The sequence below is a fragment of the Streptomyces sp. NPDC052225 genome (genome assembly GCF_040679615.1).
Taxonomy (GTDB): Bacteria; Actinomycetota; Actinomycetes; order Streptomycetales; family Streptomycetaceae; genus Streptomyces.
This window is the reverse complement of record NZ_JBFAVD010000022.1, coordinates 84,938-106,910: the sequence shown is the minus strand read 5'-3', so window position 1 is coordinate 106,910 and position 21,973 is coordinate 84,938. Positions and strand designations below refer to the sequence as shown.

Here is a 21,973-nt window from a genome sequence, read left to right as displayed (position 1 = left end):
GCAGCAGAAACCGTGGCGAAGGGACCCTGATCGTGCGAAGTCCAGCTGTGCGGCCCGCGTGGGCCGTCGTGGCCTGTGCCGCGCTCCTGCTCACGGCCGGCTGCTCCTCGGACGACGGAGGGGACCCGCCGCGGGCCGCGACGTCCGCACCGGGTTCGGGCGGCACGGGATCGGCCTCGCCCACGTCCGGTGACGTGCCGCCCGCGAAGGGTTCGGTGAGCGTGGTGCGCACGGTCACCGAGGACCTCAAGTCGCCCTGGGGGCTTGCCCCGTTGCCCGAGAAGGGCCTGCTCGTCTCGTCGCGCGACGAGGGGACGATCACCCGGGTCGACACGGAGACCGGCAAGAAGACGGTCCTCGGCGAGGTGCCCGGGGTGGCCCCGGGCGGCGAGGGCGGACTGCTCGGCCTCGCGCTCTCCCCCGAGTACGCCTCCGACCACATGGTCTACGCGTACTTCACCACCGCGTCGGACAACCGCATCGCGCGGATGCAGTACGACGAGAAGAGGCCGGCCGGTGAGCAACTGGGCGCGCCCGACACGGTGTTCAAGGGCATCCCGAAGGGCACGAACCACAACGGCGGGCGGATCGCGTTCGGCCCCGACGGGCTGCTCTACGTCGGGACGGGCGAGACGTACAGGACGGAGCTGGCCCAGGACAAGAAGTCCACGGGCGGCAAGATCCTGCGGCTGACGCCGGAGGGCGAGCCGGCCCCGGGCAACCCGTTCGGCGACTCCCCCGTGTACTCGTACGGGCATCGCAACGTACAAGGCCTGGCCTGGGACAAGGACAAGCGGCTGTGGGCCTCGGAGTTCGGCCAGGACACCTGGGACGAGCTGAACAACATCGTGGCGGGCGACGACTACGGCTGGCCCGACGCGGAAGGCAAGAGCGGCGACGCGAAGTACCACGACCCCGTCGCCCAGTGGCACACGCAGGACGCCTCCCCCAGCGGGATCGCGTACGCGAAGGGGTCGGTCTGGATGGCGGGGCTGCGCGGCGAGCGGCTGTGGCGGATCCCGCTAGGGGACACCTCCCGGACGGAGTCTGGGGGAGGCACGAAGCCGGCGCACGATCCGCAGGACTTCCTGAAGGGGAAGTACGGGCGGCTGCGCACCGTCGTGGCGGCGGGCGGCGACAAGCTGTGGCTGGTGACCAGCGAGACGGACACGCGCGGTACGCCGGGCAGCGGTGACGACCGGATTCTCGAGCTGAAGGTCAGCTGACCTCGTCGTCGGCTTCCTCGGCCGGCTCCGGCTCCGGGGCGCGCACCACGACCTTGCCGGACGTGAGGTCTATCGGGCCGCGCCCCGGGTCGCCGTCGTTCAGGTCGACCCGGGTCAGCTCCAGGCGCTTGCGCTCGTCGTTCGTGTGCTTGCGGCCGGGCGCGAACAGGTCCTCGAACATGTTGAACATCGCGCCTCCAGGCGGGTGGCCGGGCCGAGCCCTTTCCCTCAGCGTACGGGAGGGGTCCCCACCGCCGGGAAAAGGTGCAGGCGGTGGGCCAGGGCCGCCGCCTCACCGCGGCCCGCCACCCCCAGCTTGGCCAGGATGTTCGAGACGTGGACGCTCGCGGTCTTCGGGGAGATGAACAGCTGCTCCGCGATCTGCCGGTTGCTGCGGCCCTCGGTGACCAGGCGCAGTACGTCGCGCTCGCGGCTGGTGAGGCCGAACTCCTCGGCGGGCTCGGCCGGGGCGCTGCGGCGCGGCACGTCGCGGGACAGGCTGAGCCGGCCGCGCTGGGCGAGCAGGGCGACGGACTCGGCGAGCGGCCGGGCGCCGAGGTGCTCGGCGGCGGCGCCGGCGAGCCGGAGCAGTTCGGTGGCACGGTCGCGATCGTCGTCACCGGCCTCGACGAGCAGTGCCTCGGCGAGGCGCAGCCGGACCCGGGCCAGGTCGTAGGGCCGGCCGAGGGGTTCGAACGCGGTGACCGTCGCCGACCAGTCGTCGGCCGTGTCCCGGTCCTGCGCGCGCAGCAGCTCGCAGCGCACCCACTGGTCGTACGCGCGCCAGACCGGGGCCGGGGTGGCCTGCTGCTTGGCGGCGTCCCTGATCCGCTCGACGGCCTCGGCGCGGCCCGCGTCGGCCGCGGGCAGCCCGCGGGCGTCGGCCTCGACCGTCGCGGCGGTGCACAGCAGCGGCCATATGTAGCGGTGCTCGGCGGGCGGCAGCCCTTCCCCGACGAGCCGCTCAAGCTCGGCGCGGGCGTCGAGGACGCGGCCCTGCGCGGCGGCGAGCGCGAGGGTCAGGTGGACGACGGGCAGGGTGTGCTGCGGCTGCGGGTCGTGCGTGCCGTACTGCTCGTGGGCGGCGGCCAGGTGCGCGGCCGCCTCCTGGAGGGCACCGCGGCCGAGGGCGACGGTGGCGAGGTGCGCGCAGGCGCCGGCCATCGGCTTGTCGCTCTGCGCGGAGCGGCGGGTCCAGTCGGCGGCCTTGACGGCCTCGTCCCAGCGGCCGAGGGAGATCAGCGACTCCGCCTTGTTGGCACGGACCCAGCCCTTGGTGTCGGTCAGGCCGTAGCGGCGGCACAGCTCGATGCCCTCGTCGGCGACGCGGACGGCTTCCTCGGAGCGGCCGACGCTCTCCAGCGTGGAGGGCAGGTTCACGTTGACGTTGTTGATCCGGGCGATGAGGCCCAGCTCCAGGGAGCGGTCGCGGGCGGTGTACATCTCGGCGAGGCCCCGCTCCACGTCACCGGAGTCGACGAGCAGGCCGCCGAGGATGAGGCGGGCGTGCAGCTCGGTCTCGACGGCGCCGACCATGTGCGCGTACTGCAGGGCGCGCTCGGCCGCGGCGAGGGTCTCGGCGCCGGGGCTGTGCAGCATGCCCCAGGCGGCGGCGTGGGTGAGGACCTCGGCGTGCACCTCCGACGGGGGCAGGCCCCGGACCAGGTCCTGGGCGGTGGCGATCTCGGCCCAGCCGTCGCCCCTGCGCAGGTGGGAGACGATGCGGGAGCGCTGGATCCAGAACCAGGCGGCGCGCAGCGGGTCGCCCTCGCCGTTCGCCGCCATCTCGTCGAGGATGCGCAGGGCGCGCTTGCCGATCTTCATGGCGCGCTCGCGCTCTCCGCACAGCCGTCCCGCTGTGGCGGCCTCGGCCATCAGGTCGAGGTAACCGAGCGTGGTCTCGGCGGGGTCGCAGCCGCAGGCCGGGTAGGCGTCGGAGTAGTGGCCGAGGCGCAGGGTGGCACGGATGTCCTGGGGCGTCGCGTCCCACAGCTCCATCGCCCGCTCCAGGAGCCGCAGTTGCTCGGAGTAGGCGTGCCGGCGGCGGGCCTCGACGGAGGCGTCGAGGACGGCGGGCAGCGCCTTGGCCGGGTCGTGGGCCTGGTACCAGTACGTGGCCAGGCGCATCACGCGGGCGTCGGCGGGGACGAGCGTCGGGTCGGCTTCGAGGGCTTCGGCGTAGCGGCGGTTGAGGCGGGAGCGCTCGCCGGGCAGCAGGTCGTCGCTGACGGCCTCGCGGACCAGGGAGTGGCGGAAGCGGTAGCCGTCGCCCTCCGGGGACGCGAGCAGGATGTTGGCGCCGACGGCGGCGCGCAGGGCCTCGATCAGCTCGTCCTCGCCGAGCCCGGCGACGGCGGCGAGCAGCGGGTACTCGACGGTGGAGCCGGCCTCGGCGCAGATCCGGGCGACGCGCTGGGCGGACTCGGGCAGCGATTCGACGCGTACGAGGAGGACGTCGCGCAGCGAGTCGGTCAGGCCCGTGGCGCAGCCCTCGGCGGCGGAGACGGCGAGTTCCTCCACGAAGAACGCGTTCCCGTCCGAGCGGCGGTAGATGTCGTCGACGAGGGCGCGGTCGGGCTCGGCTGCCATGATGCCGGCGACCTGGCGGCTCACTTCCTCGCGGCTGAGGCGGCCGAGTTCGACCCGGGTGACGGTGCGCAGCCGGTCGAGTTCGGCGAGCAGGGGGCGCAGCGGGTGGCGACGGTGCACGTCGTCGGCGCGGTAGGTGGCGACGACGGCGAGACGGCCGCTGCGCAGCGTGCGGAAGAGGTACGACAGCAGGTGCCGGGTGGAGGCGTCGGCCCAGTGCAGGTCTTCGAGGACGACCACGACGGTGTGCTCGGCGGCGACCCGCTCCAGGAGCCGGGCGGTGAGCTCGAAGAGGCGCGCGGTGGCGCTCTCGTCGCCCCGCCCTTCGAAACCGGGTGCGGCGTGCATGCCCAACTCGGGCAGCACGCGCGCGAGTTCGTCCTCGCGGCCGGCCGCCGCCGCGTCGAACTCGTCCGGCAGCTTGCGGCGCAGGGCGCGCAGGGCGGTGGAGAACGGGGCGAAGGGCAGCCCGTCGGCCCCGATCTCCACACAGCCGCCGGTGACGACGACCGCGTCCCGGTCGCACGCCGCCCCGGCGAACTCCTCGACGAGCCGGGTCTTGCCGACCCCGGCCTCGCCGCCGAGGAGCAGCGCCTGGGGTTCGCCGGCGGCGGCGCGCTCGAGCGCGGTGTTCAATACGCCCAGTTCGTCGGCTCGGCCGACGAACACCGGGCTGACGGACCTGGTCTCCACGCCGTTGAGCATCGCACACGGGTCCGACAGCGGGGCGGGTATTTCAGGGGCCGTGAGGGCCGGGGTGCTCATGCGGTGCGCGGCGCACGGTGCCGGCGCGGGCTGTCCGTACTCACCCGCCCCTCCGCTTCGTCGCGCCGTGAACGGCGCTCGGCACGGCGGGCCTTGAGGGCGGCGCGGACCAGGCGGTCGTTGTCGGCCTCGCGGATGAGTTCGGCGGAGCGGAGCTGGTGGGTCTCGTAGGCGAACATGGTGTCTGACTCCCTGGTGTCTTCTTGTTGCGGTGTTCGCGGTTTCCGTTCTCCGCGATGCCTCAACTCTCGTTTCCCAGGGGGGTCCGCCACATCGGGCGAGTGCCGCATGTTGGCGGGCGGCGCCGCCTTATGCGGGGCCTCAGGCGCCTTAGACACGGCTAAGGCACCCCGTTCGGGGTGCCTTAGGAAGCGATACGAGGGGCCTCAGCTGGTCTTGGGCAGGCCCAGGAGCAGGTCCGAGTACTTGGCGACGGCGAGCAGCAGGCCGAGGACGCCGAGCGTGACGCCGGCCCACGCGGTCGACTTGATCCAGACCGCCTGCCCCTTGCCGGGGACGCCGAACGCGGGCTTGACCAGCACGAACGCGCCGACGAGCAGGGCGACGAGGGAGAAGGCCCCGCCGACCAGGGCGGCGGCGTGCCACGCGTCGCCGTAGACCTCGGAGACCTGCTTGGCGACGCCGGCGGTCTGGGCGGTGTTGAGCTGGCCGATGAGGGACTCACGGGCGGAGGCGATGGTGCCGAGCCAGCCGCCGCTGAGCGCCACGACGCCGAGGGCCACGGAGACGATGGCGCCCGCGCCGAGGCCGACGCCGGAGGACGTGGCCTCGGCGGACTCCTTGAGGGCGGCGAGTTCGGCCTCTGCGGCGGCCTCCGCCGGGTCGTCGAACTCGTCGGCGTCGTCGGTGTCCCGCGCCTCGACGGCCTCGGCCGCCTTCTCGTCCTTCTCCAGGGTGTCGGTCTCGGCGTCGCGCTGCGCTTCGGTCTTCGTAGTCATGCTGCGCACCGTACGGACGCTGTCTGAGAGGTCTCTTAACGTTTCCTGTGCGCGTCGCGTGCGCTGCGCCACTCCGGCGCGAGGACCGACCAGACCTCCAGGTCATGGCGGACTCCGCGCCACGGATGCGCCTCGCGGCGGATTCCGTCGCGGGTGAATCCGAGCCGCTTGGCGACGTTCAGACTCGGGAGGTTTCCGGACGCGGCCACCCATTCCACCCGGTGGATGCCGCGGTCCTCGACGGCCCAGTCGATGAGGTGCCGCATCGCGCGCGTGACGAGGCCGCGCCCCGCCGCGGCGGGCTCCAGCCAGCAGCCGACCTCGCAGTTGCCGTTCGCCGCGTCGAAGCCCAGGGTGAGCACACCCCCGACGAGCGTCCCGTCGCTCCAGATGCCGTGGTACGAGGCCGTGTCGGCGGCGCGCATGTCGGCGTAGCGCTGGAGCGTGGCCCGCGCGGAGTCCACGTCCGTCGCCTGCGACCCGAACGGGATGAACTGCCCGATGAACTCACGCCCCCGGTCCAGGTGCGCCAGGAACTCCTCGGCGTGCCAGGGCTCCAGGGGGCGCAGTTCGGCGCCGGTGTCATCCAGCGGGATCGCGTACATCGGGCTCCTTCGGGAAGGGGTCTGCCGTGAGGGTGGCGGGCAGCATGGTGCGCTGCCCCGGGATCCTCGCATCCGCCGCCGCGCGGCACTCCGGCGGCTCGATGCTGAGGCGGGGCAGGCGCCGGTCGAGCCACTTCGGGAGCCACCAGTTGGCGCCGCCGAGCAGGTGCATCAGGGCGGGGACCAGGAGTGTGCGGAGCACGAAGGCGTCGAGGGCGACGGCGGCGGCGAGGGCGATGCCGAACATCGCGATCACCCGGTCCCCGCTGAGCACGAAGGCCAGGAAGACCGAAATCATGATCACCGCGGCCGAGTTGATCACGCGGCTGGTCTCGGCGAGCCCGACCCGTACGGCCCGCCGGTTGTCACCGGTCTCCAGCCACTCCTCGTACATCCGGCTCACGAGGAACACCTGGTAGTCCATGGAGAGCCCGAAGAGGACCGAGACCATGATCACGGGCAGGAACGGTTCGATGGGACCTGCGGCCCCGAGGCCGAGCAGGTCGCTGCCCCAGCCCCACTGGAAGACCGCGACGACGACACCGAAGGCGGCGGCGACCGCCGCGACGTTCATCGCGGCGGCCTTCAGCGGGATGCCGATCGAGCGGAACGCGAGCAGCAGGAGCAGACAGCCGAGCCCGATCACGGCGCCCACGAACAGGGGCAGCTTGCCGATGATGACCTCGGCGAAGTCGTCGTAGCTCGCGGTGACGCCGCCGACCTGGACGTCGAGGCCGGTCTCGGGGACGACGTCCGTGCGCAGCCGGTCGACGAGTTCGCTGGTCTGCTGGGACTGCGGTGCGGAGGTCGGGACGACGGTCAGGTGGGCGGCGCTGTCGTCCGCGTTGTACGTGACCGGGGAGACGGTGGCGACGCCTTCCGTCGTGCGCAACTGGCTCGCCAGGTCGCCGAGCGCGAGCTTGTCGCTCGCGCCGTCGACGTCGGTGACGAGGGTGAGCGGCCCGTTCACGCCGGGTCCGAAGCCGTCGGCGAGCAGGTCGTACGCCTGTCGTGTCGTCGCCGACCTGGGGTTGTTGCCCTGGTCGGAGGTGCCCAGATGCAGGGACATCACGGGCAGCGCGAGGACGGTGATCACGGCGAGGGCGAGCCCGCCGAGCAGCTTGGGGTGGCGCTCGACGAAGGCGGCCCAGCGGGCGGCGAGGCCGGTCGGCAGCTCGGGTTCGGGCCCGTGCTCGGCGAGCCGGCGCCGCTCGCGCCGGGACAGGGCGCGCATCCCGATGAGGGAGAGCAGCCCCGGCAGCAGCGTCACGGACGCGGCGACGGTGAGCAGCACGGTCACGGACGCGGCGATGGCGACGCCGTTGAGGAAGCTGAGCCGCAGGATGAGCATGCCGAGCAGCGCGATGCAGACGGTGGCGCCCGCGAAGACGACGGCGCGCCCGGTGGTGGCGACGGCCCGCTCGGCGGCGACGGCCACCGGCAGGCCCCGCTTCAGCCCCTTCCTGTGCCGGGTCACGATGAACAGCGCGTAGTCGATGCCGACGCCGAGCCCGACGAGCATGCCGAGCATCGGCGCGAAGTCCGCGACGGTCATCGCGTGGCCGAGCAGCACGATGCCCGCGTACGCGGTGCCCACGCTGACCAGCGCGGTGGCGATGGGCAGCGCGGCGGCGGCGAGCGACCCGAACGCGAGGAAGAGGACGACGGCCGCGACGACGACGCCGATGACCTCGGACAGATGGGCGGAGGCCGACTCGGTGAGCGCGACGGCGCTGCCGCCGAGCTCGACCTGGAGTCCGTCGGGTCCGTGCTCCTCGGCGTCGAGCGCGGTGTCGACGACGGCCTGCGCCTGGCTCCGCGGGATGTCGTCGGCCTGCTCGTCGAAGGTGACGGTGGCGTACGCGGTGTGCCCGTCCGCGCTGATCTGGGCGGCGCCGGCCGTCCCGTACGGCGAGACGACGGACGAGACGCCGGGCAGCTTCGCGATCTGTCCGAGCGCGTTGCTCATCGCCGTCTCGACGTCGGCGGCGCGCACCGTGGAGTCGTCGATGTGCCAGACGACGGTGTCGCTGTCGCCGCCGAGACCGGCGAAGTTGTCGTTCAGGAGCTGGGTCGCGCGGCCCGATTCGGTGCCGGACGCCTCGTAGTCGTTCGAGTACGCGGATCCGGCGACCGCCGCGGCCGCGCTGGTGCCGCCCAGCGCGAGGAGCCACAGCAGAACGACGACCAGCCGATGCCTGACACACCAACGCGCGAGTGCGGCCACGGGCGTGCTCCCTGGATGTTTCGTGGATCTTTATCGGGAACAGCCATGGAACAGCCCGCAAAGAACACATGAGCAATGGCCTGTCACTCTTGCAGCCAGAAGTGATCCTTTGTCGCTTTCGTGGCCTTACTCACAAGAGCCGGGACGGGGTGGCGATCAGCCCGAGACGCTGGGCCTGCCGTTCTCGATGTGCCCCATGAGACGCCGCCGGAAGGCCTCGCCGCAGGTCACCTCGGTGTCGTACCAGCCGTGCTCCTCGTTCGTCCCGTGCACGACGGTGACGGTCCGCCCCGGCCGGACGGTGACGGTCCGCTTTCCTACGGTGAACGTCCGTGCCGTGTCCCCGGTGGTGCGCAGCCGGATCCGCAGCACGCGCGTGCGGGCGTCCACGGTCGTCGTGACGTCGACGCCGGCGTCCGTACGCCCCTGGAACTCGCGCCGGAAGCCACCGGGTCCGGTCACGACGAAGTCGTACGCGCCCTCGCGTACCGGCACGGTCACGGCCGTCTCCCGTACGACGTCGAAGTGCTGCGGAATCGCGTACTCACCGGCGTACGGGTAGAGCGCGAAGTGGGCGCTGGAGCGGCCGGTGTTGGTGAGGTTCAGGGTCAGCACCCCGTCGTGCACGCGCACGGAGGCGTCCGGCTGGTAGGGCAGGGCGCGGGCGGGCCGGGTGCCCGGCTCCTGCACGGGCATCGACTGCTTCAGGGGCGGCTGCGGCGCCCAGCGGCCGCTGAACTGCGGTATCGCGCCCGGCTGTTCGACGGACGGCTGCCGCGCGGTGTGCGTGAAGTCGAAGGCGCCGGTGAGGTCGCCGGTGACCTGGCGGCGCCAGGCCCCGATGTTGGGCTCGCGCACCCCGGTCCACAGCTCCAGGAACCGGATGACGGACGTGTGGTCGAAGACCTCCGAGCAGACGTACCCGCCGACCGTCCACGGCGAGACGACGAGCATCGGCACGCGCGCGCCGAGCCCGGTCGGCAGCCCCTGCCAGCGCTCCTCGGTCACGTCGGGGGCCGGGACGGGCGGCGGCACGTGGTCGAAGAAGCCGTCGTTCTCGTCGTAGTTGATGAAGACGGCGGTCTTCTTCCACACCTCGGGGTGCGAGGCGAGCGCGTCGAGCACCTTGTAGACGATCGTCGCGCTGTGGACCGGCGAGGAGACGGAGGGGTGCTCGGAGTCGACGGCGGACGGCACGAGGTAGGAGACGCGGGCCAGCTTCCCGTCCGCCACGTCGCGCGCGAACGCCGACGCGAGCTCGCCCGTGGGCACGCGCCGCAGCGCCCGCTCGAACAGCGACCGCTCGCTCGCGCTCAGCGTCGCGACACCCTTCTCCAGGGTGGCCAGCAACGCGTCCCGTTCGCCCGCGTCCTTGGCGTCGCGGACCTTCGCGTAGAAGGCCTCCATGTACGTCAGTCCGGTCCCGGAGAGGACCTTCCTGGCGATGGCCTTGAAGGTGGTGAAGAACTCGATCTGGTTGTCGGTGAAGTTCTCCCACTCGGTGTACGTCTGCCAGCTCACGCCCGCCTTCTCCAGGCGCTCGGCGTACGTGCCCCAGTCGTATCCGGGGTGGGTGTCCTCGTCGTAGGCGTCGTTGCCGACGGCCCGCTTGCCGTTCGCCTCGTAGCCCGTCCTCCCGCTCCACAGGTGGTTGCGGTTGGGGCTGGTGGAGCTGTGGATGGAGGAGTGGTAGGCGTCGCAGACGGTGAACGTGTCGGCGAGTTCGTAGTGCAGGGGGATGTCCTCGCGCGTGTAGTACGCCATCGTGGCGGCGGTCTTCGCGGTGATCCACCCGTCGTGCCAGCCGTCGTGCCAGGCCTTGGCGCCGCCGGACCAGGAGTGGTCGAGGGCGCCGATGTACTGGAGGTCCTTCTTCTGCGTCTCGGCGGCCTCGCGCACGGGGAACGGCAGCACGGTGCGCAGCACGCCCGGCTGCTCGAAGACGCTCTTCCCGTTCGGCAGCCTGATCGCGTTGCGGTCGCCGAAGCCGCGCACCCCGCGCAGGGCGCCGAAGTAGTGGTCGAAGGACCGGTTCTCCTGCATCAGGATCACGACGTGCTCGATGGCGTCGAGCCCGCCCTTGGGCGGCGCTCCCTCACTGACCTGGGCCGCGACGGCCTGCTGGAGCGAGGGCGGCAGAAAGGAGAGGGCCGCGGCCGCGCCGAGCGCACCGCCGCCGACGGCCATGAGGCGTCTACGGGACATCTCCGGGGACTCCGAGGACCCAGTGGGCACAGCGGCCTCCGCACGTAATGGTCTGCATCAGACCCATTGAGTGATTCGGCGGGGACGGTAGCGAGGCCAGATGACCCTGGGAAGTACGAGAACCAGCCGAAACGTAAACGTCCAAGCCCTCGTGACAAAGGTCCAACTGCCGCCTGCGGCTTAGCTGGAACCGAACCAGCGAGACGCCGTACGCCGCTGCCAGAGCTCCGAGGGATTTCCCCCGCACGGTGGCGCTGCGCAGTTCCTCGTCCCGCAGTCGGCGCAGCCCGTCGACCGGCAGCTCGACCGGCCGTGCTCCGCATCGACCGGCGCCCCCGGCCGCGCAGTACGTACGAGATGAGCCTGGTGTGCGGCTGGTCGCAGCAGGCCGGAGCCGATCCGCGCAGGCCTGCCGTACCACCGGCCGCAGCAAGTGCCGTTGTACGGGTGTACACCCGCCCCGATCCGAGAGGTACGGCCCTCACCCTGGCTGAGCGCAATGAACTAGCCCGCGCGCGCACCCCTGCTCCCGAATGAGCAGCGCGAGGAAGGGACCTCCGCCGGGTCGTACCCGTCCGGAGCTCACCAGGTTGCTCTGGCTCGCCAGCCGTCACCGGAGCGGCGAGATTCGCACATCTGCGAAATCCCGTGTTGACGGCTCCACCAGTTCTCTGTACTGTTTGGTACACACTGAACCGAACGGTACACACCAAACCGAGCGGTACAGACGGAACCAGGCAACGTGAACCTTGCTCTCGAAAGGCACCGAAATGTCCCGTCCTCCGCTTCCCCCGTTCACCGAGGCCACCGCGATCCAGAAGGTCCGCGCCGCCGAAGACGCGTGGAACACGCGTGACCCCGAGCGCATCTCCCTCGCGTACAGCGAGGACAGCTGGTGGCGTAACCGCTCGACCTTCGTGCAGGGCCGCGCCGCCATCGTCGACTTCCTCACCGGCAAGTGGGACCGGGAGCTCGACTACCGCCTGATCAAGGAGCTGTGGGCGTTCACCGGCGACGTGATCGCCGTGCGCTTCGCCTACGAGTACCATGACGCTGCCGGTCAGTGGTTCCGCGCCTACGGCAACGAGAACTGGCACTTCGACGAGGACGGCCTGATGACCCACCGCCACGCGAGCATCAACGACGTCGCCATCGATGAGTCCGAGTGCAAGTTCTTCTGGGACGCGTCCGGCCCCCGCCCGGCCGACCACCCCGGCCTGAGCGAACTCGGCCTGTAATGGCACGCACCGTCCTCGACCGCTCGGACGTTGTCCGCGCCCTCGCCGGCGTCTTCCGCAAGCGAGGCTTCGAAGGCGGCTCCCTGTCGGTCATCCAGCAGGAGACCGGCGTTGGCCGCGGCAGCCTGTACCACTTCTTCCCCCAGGGGAAGACAGACATGGCCGCTGCCGTCCTCGAACAGGTCAGTGAGTGGTTCGAGGAACGCATCTTCACCCCCCTGCGCACCGCCCATGACGCCACCGAGGCGATCGGAGCGATGTCGCGGGAGGTGGCGCAGTACTTCACCTCGCGCGAGCGCGTGTGTCTGTTCGCCGCGATGACCTTGGGTGAAGAGCAGGACACATTCGCCGACGCGGTGCGGACCTACTTCACCGACTGGGTCGACGCCCTCGCCGGAGCGCTGCGCACCGGCGGTCTCCCACCTCAGGAAGCGGCAGACCGCGCGCTGGACGCGGTCGCGGCCATACAGGGCGGGCTGATCCTGGCCCGTGCATACGGCGACGACGCGACGTTCCTCGGAATCGTCGCCCGCACCGAGCAACGCCTGCTCGGTCCCGCTCGCTGAGCCGACACCTCAAACCGGCGTCGGCCAGGCGAACGGTCCGGTCCGCCCCGCACTTCACAGCACCAGCACGCCGCTGCATGCCGCCCCACCTCTGATCGGCCGGCGCCCCTGGCCGGCCTCCACTTCCCACCGGCCGCCGTCCCCGGCCGACACACCTCACCGTCGCGGCGAAACCGCCGAGACGCCATGCGTGCCGCCCTATCGCGGCGGCGCAGACAAGGAGAGACACATGCCGTTCGTCACCACGCAAGATGGCACCGAGATCTTCTACAAGGACTGGGGCCCGCGCGACGCCCAGCCCATCATGTTCCACCACGGTTGGCCGCTGTCCTCGGACGACTGGGACGCCCAGATGCTGTACTTCCTCACCAACGGCTACCGCGTGATCGCCAGCGACCGCCGCGGACACGGGCGTTCCTCCGACATCGGCTCCGGTCACGACATGGACCACTACGCCAGCGACGTCGACGCCGTCGTGCAGCATCTGGACCTGCGCAACGTCGTGCACGTCGGACACTCCACCGGCGGCGGACAGGTAGCGCGGTACGTGGCGAAGTTCGGCCAGCCCCAGGGCCGCGTCGCCAAGGCGGTGCTCGTCGCGGCGGTACCCCCACTGATGGTGCAGACCACCGAGCACCCCGACGGTGTTCCCATCTCGGTCTTCGACGGCTTCCGCGACGCTCTCGCGGCCAACCGGGCAGAGTTCTTCCACGCGGTGGCCTCCGGCCCCTTCTACGGGTTCAACCGTGACGGCGTCCCGCTGTCGCAGCAGGTCGTGGACAACTGGTGGCGCCAGGGAATGACCGGAAGCGCCCTTGCCCACTACGAGGGCATCAAGGCGTTCTCGGAAACCGACCAGACCGCAGACCTCAAGGCCATCACCGTGCCGGTGCTCGTCCTGCAAGGCGACGACGACCAGGTCGTCCCGTACCAGGAGGCCGCCCTCAAGCAGGCGGAACTCCTACAGGATGCGACCTTGAAGATCTACGAGGGCCTGTCGCACGGAATGCTCACCGTGAATGCCAGCGACATCAACCCTGACATCCTCGCGTTCGTCCAGCAGCCCTGACTGCACGGGAGCCGAGACGTCCACGATCAACCACCGCCAAACGCCCGGTGACCGTGAACGTCTCGGCTCGGCTCGGCTCGGCTCGACTGGAGGGCAAGTGGACAGGCGAACCGATATAGATGCCCTGCAGCGGATCCTGCACCACGATTGGGGTGCGGACGAGCAGGTGGACTGGACGTCAGTTGAAACCCACCTGAGTACTTCTCTCCCTGCCGACTATCGCGATTTCATGGCTGTTTACGGTGGCGGCTGCATCGATGACCTGATCGTCCTGCCGCCTCTGCCGACCGGGAACGGATGGGATGCATCAATCACCGGCCACACAGCCGGTTTTCGCGAGTTGTGGACTTCGGAGGGTGGAGTGCCCGGAGTTGACCTGGGTGCTGATCGAGTGCTGCCCTGGGGTAGCGGATGCAACGCAAACGAACTCGGTTGGCTGATGACCGGGTCGGACCCCGACCAGTGGCCTGTGATCGTCTGGAGGCGGCACGACAGTCCGCACTGGGCCCTCTTCGACTGCGGGATGGCTGCGTTTCTGCGACGCCTCATGACTGCTGACTTCGACACGTGCCCGCTGAGCGACCTATCGCTGTGGGGGCGAGTGGGCACCTTCGTTCACCACGAGGAACAGGAACGCCGTTTCCATGCGGGTCTGGACCCGATGACCGGCGAACCGGACCCGTACGCGGGCATGTTCGACTGACAGTCAGGGTCCCGGATCAAGGAGACAGGCCCTAGCCGAGGACGAGGAGTCCCGCCCAGAGCGCCACGGTGGAGGCGAGCAGTGTGGCGGGCACGGTGAGCAGCCCTAGCCGGGTGAACTCCCCCAGCTCCGGCTCGGTGCCGTGCGCGTGCACGATCCGCCGCCACAGCAGGGTCGCCAGCGAGCCCACGTACGTGAGGTTCGGGCCGAGGTTGACGCCGACCAGCGCGGCGAGCACCGGGCCGGGTCCGGCGGGGGCGACGACCGGGAGCAGGGCGAGGATCGCGGGCAGGTTGTTGATGAGGTTGGAGAGCAGCGCGGCGATCCCGGCGACGGCGAGCAGGGCCGGCAGCGAGGATCCGTCCGGCAGGACGTGGCCCAGGGCGTCGCCGAGCCCGTTGTCGACGACGGCCTTCACGACGACGCCGAGCGCGAGGACGAAGACGCAGAACGGCAGGTTGGCCGCCTTGACCAGCTCGCCGGGGGTGCTGTGGCGCCGGGCGAGGGCCCGGACCCCGAGCACGAGCGCGCCCGCGAGCGCCGCCCACAGCGGCTCGATCCCGGCGAACGACGTGACGACGAACCCGGCGAGGGTCAGCGCGAGGACGACGAGGGTGAACACGGGGACGTCCGTGGGCTCGGCGTCGTCGGGCTCGTGCGCGGGGGCGGCCAGGTCGTCGGCGAAGTACCGCCGGAACACCGCGTACTCGACGCCGATCGCGACGAGCCAGGGCAGCGCCATCAGCCCCGCGAACCGGCTGAAGGTGAGCCCGCTCGCGGCGAAGGCCAGCAGGTTCGTCAGGTTGGAGACGGGGAGAAGCAGCGACGCCGAGTTGGCGAGGTGGGCGCTCGCGTACACGTGCGGGCGGGGGCTCGCGCCGATCCGCGCGGCGGTGGCGAAGACGACCGGGGTGAGCAGGACGACGGTGGCGTCCAGGCTCAGTACGGCGGTGATGGCGGCGGCCACGGCGAACACCCCGCCGAGCATCCGCCCGGGACTCCCGTGGCAGGCCCGCGCGACGGCGTCACCGGCGGCCCTGAACAGCCCTTCGTCGGCGCAGAGTTGAGCAAGCAGCAGGATCGCGGCGAGGAACCCGACGACGGGGAGCAGCTCTTGGATCTCGTCCCAGGCATGGGCGGGAGAGACGGCGCCGAGGGCGATGGCCGCGCCGGCGGCGGGCACGGCGACGACCGCCTCCGGCCAGTTGCGGGGGCGTTTTACCGCGAAGGCCAGTGTCACCAGGAGAAGGCCGAGGGCCAGGGTCGTACTCAGTGTGCTGCTCCGTTCCACGGGGCTCCGCCCCGGACCCCGCTCCTCAAACGCCGGAGGGGCTGGATATATCCAGCCCCTCCGAAAAAAACAGGCTCAGCCTTCGCTGACGCCCAGCTTCTCCAGGATCAGCTCCTTGACGCGGGCCGCGTCGGCCTGACCCCGGGTCGCCTTCATCACGGCACCCACGAGCGCACCGGCGGCCGCGACCTTGCCGCCGCGGATCTTGTCGGCGACCCCCGGGTTACCGGCGATGGCCTCGTCCACGGCAGTGGTGAGCGCACCCTCGTCCGAGACGACCTTCAGGCCGCGCTTCTCGACGACCTCGTCCGGCGTGCCCTCGCCCTTGAGGACGCCGTCGATGACCTGACGGGCCAGCTTGTCGTTCAGGTCGCCGGAGGCCACGAGCTCCGAGACGCGCGCCACGTGCTCGGGCGTGATCGGCAGCGCGCCGATCTCGACACCCTGCTCGTTGGCGTTGCGCGCCAGCTCGCCCATCCACCACTTCCGCGCGGACGCGGAGTCCGCACCGGCGTTGATCGTGGCGACGATCGGGCCGATGGCACCGGCGTTGCGGATCGACTGCATGTCGTGGGCGGTGATGCCCCACTCCTCGATCAGCCGGTTGCGCTGCGCGAGCGGCAGCTCCGGCAGACCGGCGCGCAGTTCCTCGACCCACTCGCGGGAGGGGGCCACCGGCACCAGGTCCGGCTCGGGGAAGTAGCGGTAGTCCTCGGCGTTGTCCTTGATGCGGCCCGACGTGGTGGAGCCGTCCTCCTCGTGGAAGTGACGGGTCTCCTGCACGATCGTTCCGCCCGAGGACAGCACGGCGGCGTGGCGCTGGATCTCGTAGCGAGCGGCGCGCTCCACGGAACGCAGCGAGTTGACGTTCTTCGTCTCGCTGCGCGTACCGAACTCTTTGGTCCCGTTCGGGCGCAGGGAGAGGTTCACGTCGCAGCGCATCTGGCCCTTGTCCATCCGGGCCTCGGAGACATCAAGGGACTTGATGACCTCGCGCAGCTCGGCGACGTACGCCTTGGCGACCTCGGGGGCCCGCTCGCCCGCGCCCTCGATGGGCTTGGTGACGATCTCGATGAGCGGGATGCCGGCGCGGTTGTAGTCGAGCAGCGAGTGCGAGGCGCCGTGGATACGACCGGTCGCGCCACCCACGTGGGTGGACTTGCCGGTGTCCTCCTCCATGTGGGCGCGCTCGATCTCCACGCGGAAGACCTCACCGTCCTCCAGCTGTACGTCGAGGTAGCCGTTGAAGGCGATCGGCTCGTCGTACTGGGAGGTCTGGAAGTTCTTCGGCATGTCCGGATAGAAATAGTTCTTCCGGGCGAAGCGGCACCACTCGGCGATCTCGCAGTGCAGCGCGAGGCCGATCTTGATGGCCGACTCGACGCCGATCTCGTTCACGACCGGCAGCGCGCCGGGCAGACCGAGACAGGTCGGGCAGGTCTGGCTGTTGGCGTCCTGCTTGAGCTCGGTGGAGCAGCCGCAGAACATCTTCGTCTTGGTGCCGAGCTCGACATGGACCTCGAGGCCCATGACCGGGTCGTACGACGCGAGAGCGTCCTCGTACGACAGCAGCTCGGGAGTGGTCGTGGCAGTCACGATTTCTGGTACTTCCCTCTCAGCCCAGCAGGACGTCGTCGTCGCCGAGCCGCTTGAGCTCGCGCAGCAGCAGGGCGATGCCGGTGGCGATGGCCGCGGCGGAGACGACGGCGTCGACGAGACGCAGCGTGTCGTTCTCCGTACGGGCCTTCTTCGCCTGCTTCATGACACTGATCGCGCCGAACGCGGTCGTCCCGATCGACAGGTACGTACCGGACTTGGACTTCTTGAACCCCTTGGCCTTGTTCAGTGCACTCACAGCGACGGAGCCTCCTCGAGCAGCGGGTGGCCCCACTTTTCCACGAAGGCGGCCTCGACGGCAGCGCCCACCTTGTACAGGCGGTCGTCCTTCATGGCGGGGGCGATGATCTGCAGGCCGACCGGCAGGCCGTCCTCGGGGGCCAGGCCGCAGGGCAGCGACATGGCGGCGTTGCCGGCCAGGTTGGTCGGGATGGTGCACAGGTCCGCGAGGTACATCGCCATCGGGTCGTCGGCGCGCTCGCCGATCGGGAAGGCGGTGGTCGGCGTCGTCGGCGACACGATGACGTCGACCTGCTCGAAGGCGGCCTCGAACTCGCGCGTGATGAGCGTGCGGACCTTCTGGGCGCTGCCGTAGTACGCGTCGTAATAGCCGGAGCTGAGCGCGTACGTGCCGAGGATGATGCGGCGCTTGACCTCGTCACCGAAGCCGGCCTCGCGGGTCAGCGCGGTGACGTCCTCGGCGGACTTCGTGCCGTCGTCGCCGACGCGCAGGCCGTAGCGCATGGCGTCGAACCGGGCGAGGTTCGAGGAGCACTCGGACGGCGCGATCAGGTAGTACGCCGACAGGGCGAGGTCGAACGTCGGGCAGTCCAGCTCGACGATCTCGGCGCCGAGCGACTTCAGCAGCTCGACGGACTCGTCGAAGCGCTGCACGACACCGGCCTGGTAGCCCTCGCCGCGGAACTGCTTGACGACGCCGACGCGCATGCCGGCGACGGAGCCGTTCTTCGCGGCCTCGACGACCGGCGGGACCGGGGCGTCGATGGACGTGGAGTCGAGCGGGTCGTGCCCGGCGATCGCCTCGTGCAGCAGCGCCGCGTCCAGGACCGTACGGGCGCAGGGCCCGCCCTGGTCGAGGCTGGAGCTGAAGGCGACCATGCCGTAGCGGGAGACGCCGCCGTACGTGGGCTTGACGCCGACGGTGCCGGTGACGGCGGCGGGCTGGCGGATCGAGCCGCCGGTGTCCGTGCCGATGGCGAGCGGGGCCTGGTACGCGGCGAGCGCGGCGCTGGAGCCACCGCCCGAGCCACCGGGGATCCGGGTGAGGTCCCACGGGTTGCCGGTGGGCCCGTACGCGCTGTTCTCCGTCGACGACCCCATGGCGAACTCGTCCATGTTGGTCTTGCCGAGGATGACGACGTCGGCGGCCTTCAGGTTCTTGACCAGCGTCGCGTCGTACGGCGGGATCCAGCCTTCGAGGATCTTCGAGCCGACGGTGGTCGGGATGCCCTCGGTGGTGAAGATGTCCTTCAGCGCGAGCGGCACACCGGCCAGCGGGCCGAGCTTCTCGCCCGCGGCGCGCTTGGCGTCCACGGCGGCGGCCTGCTTCAGGGCGCCCTCGCGGTCGACGTGCAGGAAGGCGTGCACCTTCTCGTCGACGGCCTCGATCCGGGCCAGGTGGGCCTCGGTGACCTCGACGGCCGTGAGCTCGCCGGCGGCGATCTTCGCGGCGATCTCGGCGGCGGTGAGCTTGATGATGTTGACGTTGGTGTCCGTCATGATTTCTTAGTCCTCCCCCAGGATCTGCGGCACCTTGAAACGCTGCTGCTCCTGGGCCGGGGCGCCGGAGAGCGCCTGCTCGGGGGTGAGCGACGGACGGACCTCGTCCGCGCGCATGACGTTCGTCAGCGGCAGCGGGTGGGAGGTCGGGGGTACGTCTTGGTCGGCGACCTCGCTGACGCGGGCGACCGCGCCGATGATGTCGTCGAGCTGGCCTGCGAAGTGGTCGAGCTCTTCGGGCTTCAGCTCCAGACGCGCCAGCCGGGCGAGGTGGGCGACCTCCTCGCGCGTGATGCCAGGCATGCAGCGATCCTCTGGGGTGAGAGTGTGTGGTTTGGGCTCAATCCTATGGGGCGGGAAGCCGTACCCGTTAAACGGTTTGTTCGCCCCCGCTCCGCAGCCCGGTCTCAAGTCCCCCGGCGGACGCCAATCAAGCCCTCCGGCGGATGCCGAATCAAGCCCCTCCGGCGATTGAGGAGCGGGGTCCGGGGCAGAGCCCCGCGACCTCAGCACCAGCCCGGAGTGCCCGTCACCCAAGGGCCCCCGGCTCATCCCCCTGAGCCGCGGGCAGAGCGGCCCGCTCCCTCTGCCACCCCCGAGCCCCCCGCGCCCGCAACCACGCAGTCGTCTCGTCCGGCGGCATCGCGGCAGCGACGAGCCACCCCTGCACCGCATCGCACCCCAGATCCCGCAACCGCTCCCACGTCTCGTCGTCCTCGACGCCCTCCGCGACGACGAGCAGCCCGAGCGAGTGCGCCAGATCGACCGTGCACCGCACGATCTCGGCGTCCTCGTTGTCCACCGCGAGCCGGGCCACGAACGACCGGTCGATCTTCAGCTCGCTGACCGGCAGCCGCCGCAGATGCACCAGCGACGAGTACCCCGTACCGAAGTCGTCGAGCGACATCTTCACGCCGTGCCCGGTCAGACCGGCGAGGGTGTCGGCGGCCCGCTGCGGGTCTTCCAGGAGCACATGTTCCGTTATCTCCAGCTGCAAGGAGCCCGCCGGAACCCCGTGCCGGGCGAGCCGCGCCGCGACCGCCCCCGCGAATCCGGGCGTGTGCACATCACGCGGCGAGACGTTCACGGCGACCGGCACGTGCAGCCCCTGCGCGCGCCAGCGCGCGACCTGCGCAAGCGCCGTCTCCAGGACGTACTCGGTCAGGTGCGGCATCAGCCCGGAGGACTCGGCGATGGCGATGAACTCGTCCGGCGGAACCTTCCCCCGCTCCGGGTGCACCCACCGCACGAGCGCCTCAAGACCCGCCACGTGCCCGTCGAAGCGGACCTTCGGCTGGTAGTGCAGCTCCACGTCACCGGCGTCGAGCGCCCGGCGCAGATCGCCCAGCAGACCGAGCCGGTCGGGGGTGTTGGAGTCGCGCTTCGACTCGTAGACCTCGACGCCCGTACGGTCCCGCTTCGCCTGGTACATCGCGACGTCGGCCCGCCTCAGCAGGCCCTCCGCGTCCAGGGCGTGGTCGGGGAAGACGGCGAGTCCCGCGCTCGCCTCCAGGACCAGTGTCAGACCGTCCAGGTCGAGCGGCGAGCCGAGCGCCGCGACCAGGTTGCGGGCCACGCGGGTCGCCGACGTCGTGGAGTCGGCGACGGGGAGCAGGACGGCGAACTCGTCACCGCCGAGCCGCGCGGCCTCCGCGCCGCGCGGCAGCGCCGCTCTCAGCCGGTCCGCGATCTGCAGCAGCAGCCGGTCGCCGGCGAGGTGCCCGAGTGTGTCGTTGACCGAGCGGAAACGGTCGAGGTCGATCAGCAGGAGCGCGCTGCGCGCCCCGATCCGCTCGGCGTCGTCGAGCGCGGTCCAGGTCCGCTCCAGGAGCCACTGCCGGTTGGGCAGGCCGGTGAGCGGGTCGCGCAGCTGCTCCTCGGCGCGGGCCCGCGCGATCCACAGCGTGGAGTCGAGCGCGATCATCGGGATCGCGAACAGCGGCAGGAGCACCGGCAGGGCGACGGCGACGACGCAGACGAGCGGCGCGATGCCGAGCAGCGCGACCCCGACCAGGCCCTGGCGCACCAGCGCCGTACGGGCGACGGTGGGCAGTCCTGCGGGGCGCGGCGCGTGCACGTACCAGAGCAGGGAGCGCGTGACGAGCAGGTAGGCGCCCGCTACGAGGAGGACCTCGGGGGCGGTGTAGAGGTCCCAGCTCTCCGGTTTCCACGGCGCCTCGACGGACGCCAGGCGGCCGAACGCGGCGAGCACCAGGGCGCCCGCGCCGATCCCGAGGATGTCGATCGCCCCGTGCAGCACGCCTTGGCGCCAGCGGTGCCTGCGGGCGATGCCGACGAGCACGACGACGGTGAGGCTGACCATCCCGGCGGGCACCCAGCCGTAGAGCAGCAGCACGGCGAGGGTGAGGGCGGCGCCGGAGCCGGTCCCGCCCCACCAGCGGTCGCGGCCGAGCGCGACGAGATGGCCGACGATGATGCCGGTCAGGACGGCGAGGGACCAGCCGGCGGTGCCGGAGGGGAAGAGCGCGTGGGGGCCGCTGAACGCCCGGTAGACCCCGGTGCCGAGGACCACCGCGGCGAGCGCGACGACGGCGCCGGGCAGCAGCGGCAGCGCGGCGGCCCGGGCCGTCTCGACCTGCGCGGGCTGGTGGTTGCGGGCGGGGGTGGCGACGCCGACGCGGGCGCTCGTGTTGAACGGGGCCGACGCGGGGCCCTCACCGGGTCCCGGCGGCAGGGCCGCGAGGGCCGAACTCCCTTGCCCCGTGCGGCTGGTGAGGCGCTGCGCGCCGTCGCTTCCCGCCGTCCCGTCGGGCGGGGTCTCCGTACCGTCGGACATCTCCCGTGCCCGGTCCGCACCGAGACGGACGGCTCCGCGTCCGCCTCCGCGCAACCAATTGCGCCAGTTCACCACACCACCGCGCTCGTTCTCCCCGTGACCGCTGTCGCCGCTGTCGCCCTCGCCGGTACGACGAGCCGTGCTCCGCCGCGCCCGTCGGCGCGGGGGCAGACGTGAGTCCGGGGCGGCGCTCTCGGTCGGTTCCATTCCCGTCCCTCTCACAGCCGGCGGTGCCCACGTCCGCTGCCCGCTCCCCCCGCTCACGATGAGCTTCCGGTGAGCAGGAGATGCCCCATCCACAGCAGGACACGGCAGGCGCACACCTCAACAGTAGGCCGCAGAGGGCTTTCACGGGCACCAGACGGACGCGCCCGCC

18 protein-coding genes are annotated in these 21,973 nt (G+C 71.2%); 5 read left to right on the top strand and 13 right to left on the bottom strand.

Translation table 11 applies throughout. The features are described from left to right. Positions 1 to 32 precede the first annotated feature (32 nt). Positions 33 to 1,226: a PQQ-dependent sugar dehydrogenase gene (locus AB0L37_RS28120; RefSeq protein WP_365511167.1), complete on the top strand. Its 1,194-nt coding sequence runs from the start codon at positions 33 to 35 to the stop codon at positions 1,224 to 1,226. Here the strand turns inward: AB0L37_RS28120 and AB0L37_RS28115 are convergent. From AB0L37_RS28115 to AB0L37_RS28085, 7 genes are all read right to left on the bottom strand, one after another. Beyond that, a complete protein-coding gene (locus AB0L37_RS28115) occupies positions 1,219 to 1,416 on the bottom strand; it encodes a DUF6191 domain-containing protein (protein ID WP_365511164.1) in 198 nt (65 codons plus the stop codon). The genes AB0L37_RS28120 and AB0L37_RS28115 overlap by 8 nt on opposite strands. Positions 1,417 to 1,454: 38 nt before the next feature. Beyond that, positions 1,455 to 4,580, bottom strand: a complete 3,126-nt coding sequence (locus AB0L37_RS28110) for an AAA family ATPase (protein WP_365511161.1) — start codon at positions 4,578 to 4,580, stop codon at positions 1,455 to 1,457. Further along, complete coding sequence (locus AB0L37_RS28105) at positions 4,577 to 4,759, bottom strand: hypothetical protein (RefSeq protein ID WP_365511158.1); 183 nt, start codon at positions 4,757 to 4,759, stop codon at positions 4,577 to 4,579. Before AB0L37_RS28105 ends, AB0L37_RS28110 begins: the two co-directional genes overlap by 4 nt. A gap of 207 nt (positions 4,760 to 4,966) precedes the next feature. After that, positions 4,967 to 5,539, bottom strand: coding sequence for a hypothetical protein (locus tag AB0L37_RS28100; RefSeq protein ID WP_365511155.1), 573 nt, complete (start codon positions 5,537 to 5,539; stop codon positions 4,967 to 4,969). Positions 5,540 to 5,574: 35 nt separating this feature from the next. Beyond that, complete coding sequence (locus tag AB0L37_RS28095) at positions 5,575 to 6,144, bottom strand: GNAT family protein (RefSeq protein ID WP_365511152.1); 570 nt, start codon at positions 6,142 to 6,144, stop codon at positions 5,575 to 5,577. Further along, complete coding sequence (locus AB0L37_RS28090) at positions 6,122 to 8,371, bottom strand: MMPL family transporter (RefSeq protein ID WP_365511149.1); 2,250 nt, start codon at positions 8,369 to 8,371, stop codon at positions 6,122 to 6,124. The genes AB0L37_RS28095 and AB0L37_RS28090 overlap by 23 nt, the downstream gene beginning before the upstream one ends. A 156-nt stretch (positions 8,372 to 8,527) precedes the next feature. Further along, complete coding sequence (locus AB0L37_RS28085; protein ID WP_365511147.1) at positions 8,528 to 10,576, bottom strand: phosphocholine-specific phospholipase C; 2,049 nt, start codon at positions 10,574 to 10,576, stop codon at positions 8,528 to 8,530. A gap of 770 nt (positions 10,577 to 11,346) precedes the next feature. Between AB0L37_RS28085 and AB0L37_RS28080 the strand changes: the two genes are divergently transcribed. The 4 genes from AB0L37_RS28080 to AB0L37_RS28065 all read left to right on the top strand — a co-directional run bounded on the left by AB0L37_RS28080 (position 11,347) and on the right by AB0L37_RS28065 (position 14,152). Beyond that, entirely contained in the window at positions 11,347 to 11,814 is a 468-nt protein-coding gene (locus tag AB0L37_RS28080; protein WP_365511144.1) for a nuclear transport factor 2 family protein, read from the top strand. Beyond that, complete coding sequence (locus AB0L37_RS28075) at positions 11,814 to 12,380, top strand: TetR/AcrR family transcriptional regulator (RefSeq protein ID WP_365511141.1); 567 nt, start codon at positions 11,814 to 11,816, stop codon at positions 12,378 to 12,380. Before AB0L37_RS28080 ends, AB0L37_RS28075 begins: the two co-directional genes overlap by 1 nt. A 229-nt stretch (positions 12,381 to 12,609) precedes the next feature. After that, positions 12,610 to 13,449 carry an alpha/beta hydrolase gene (locus AB0L37_RS28070; protein ID WP_365511139.1) on the top strand — a complete coding sequence of 280 codons (840 nt, stop codon included), beginning with the start codon at positions 12,610 to 12,612 and terminating at the stop codon, positions 13,447 to 13,449. 97 nt (positions 13,450 to 13,546) lie between these two features. Continuing rightward, entirely contained in the window at positions 13,547 to 14,152 is a 606-nt protein-coding gene (locus AB0L37_RS28065; RefSeq protein ID WP_365511136.1) for a hypothetical protein, read from the top strand. Positions 14,153 to 14,183: 31 nt separating this feature from the next. Here AB0L37_RS28065 and AB0L37_RS28060 read toward each other — a convergent pair whose 3' ends face one another. The 6 genes from AB0L37_RS28060 to AB0L37_RS28035 form a co-directional block, all read right to left on the bottom strand. After that, positions 14,184 to 15,443: an arsenic transporter gene (locus AB0L37_RS28060; protein ID WP_365511133.1), complete on the bottom strand. Its 1,260-nt coding sequence runs from the start codon at positions 15,441 to 15,443 to the stop codon at positions 14,184 to 14,186. Between the two features lie 75 nt (positions 15,444 to 15,518). Beyond that, positions 15,519 to 17,039, bottom strand: coding sequence for an Asp-tRNA(Asn)/Glu-tRNA(Gln) amidotransferase subunit GatB (gatB, locus tag AB0L37_RS28055; protein ID WP_365511130.1), 1,521 nt, complete (start codon positions 17,037 to 17,039; stop codon positions 15,519 to 15,521). Positions 17,040 to 17,058: 19 nt separating this feature from the next. After that, entirely contained in the window at positions 17,059 to 17,298 is a 240-nt protein-coding gene (locus tag AB0L37_RS28050; RefSeq protein ID WP_365511128.1) for a hypothetical protein, read from the bottom strand. Further along, on the bottom strand, positions 17,295 to 18,800 hold the full coding sequence (gatA, locus tag AB0L37_RS28045; protein WP_365511125.1) for an Asp-tRNA(Asn)/Glu-tRNA(Gln) amidotransferase subunit GatA: 1,506 nt from the start codon (positions 18,798 to 18,800) through the stop codon (positions 17,295 to 17,297). The genes AB0L37_RS28050 and gatA overlap by 4 nt, the downstream gene beginning before the upstream one ends. 6 nt (positions 18,801 to 18,806) lie before the next feature. Then, positions 18,807 to 19,103, bottom strand: coding sequence for an Asp-tRNA(Asn)/Glu-tRNA(Gln) amidotransferase subunit GatC (gene gatC / locus AB0L37_RS28040; RefSeq protein ID WP_018531282.1), 297 nt, complete (start codon positions 19,101 to 19,103; stop codon positions 18,807 to 18,809). Positions 19,104 to 19,329: 226 nt separating this feature from the next. Continuing rightward, positions 19,330 to 21,804: a bifunctional diguanylate cyclase/phosphodiesterase gene (locus tag AB0L37_RS28035; RefSeq protein ID WP_365511123.1), complete on the bottom strand. Its 2,475-nt coding sequence runs from the start codon at positions 21,802 to 21,804 to the stop codon at positions 19,330 to 19,332. Positions 21,805 to 21,973: the final 169 nt, after the last annotated feature.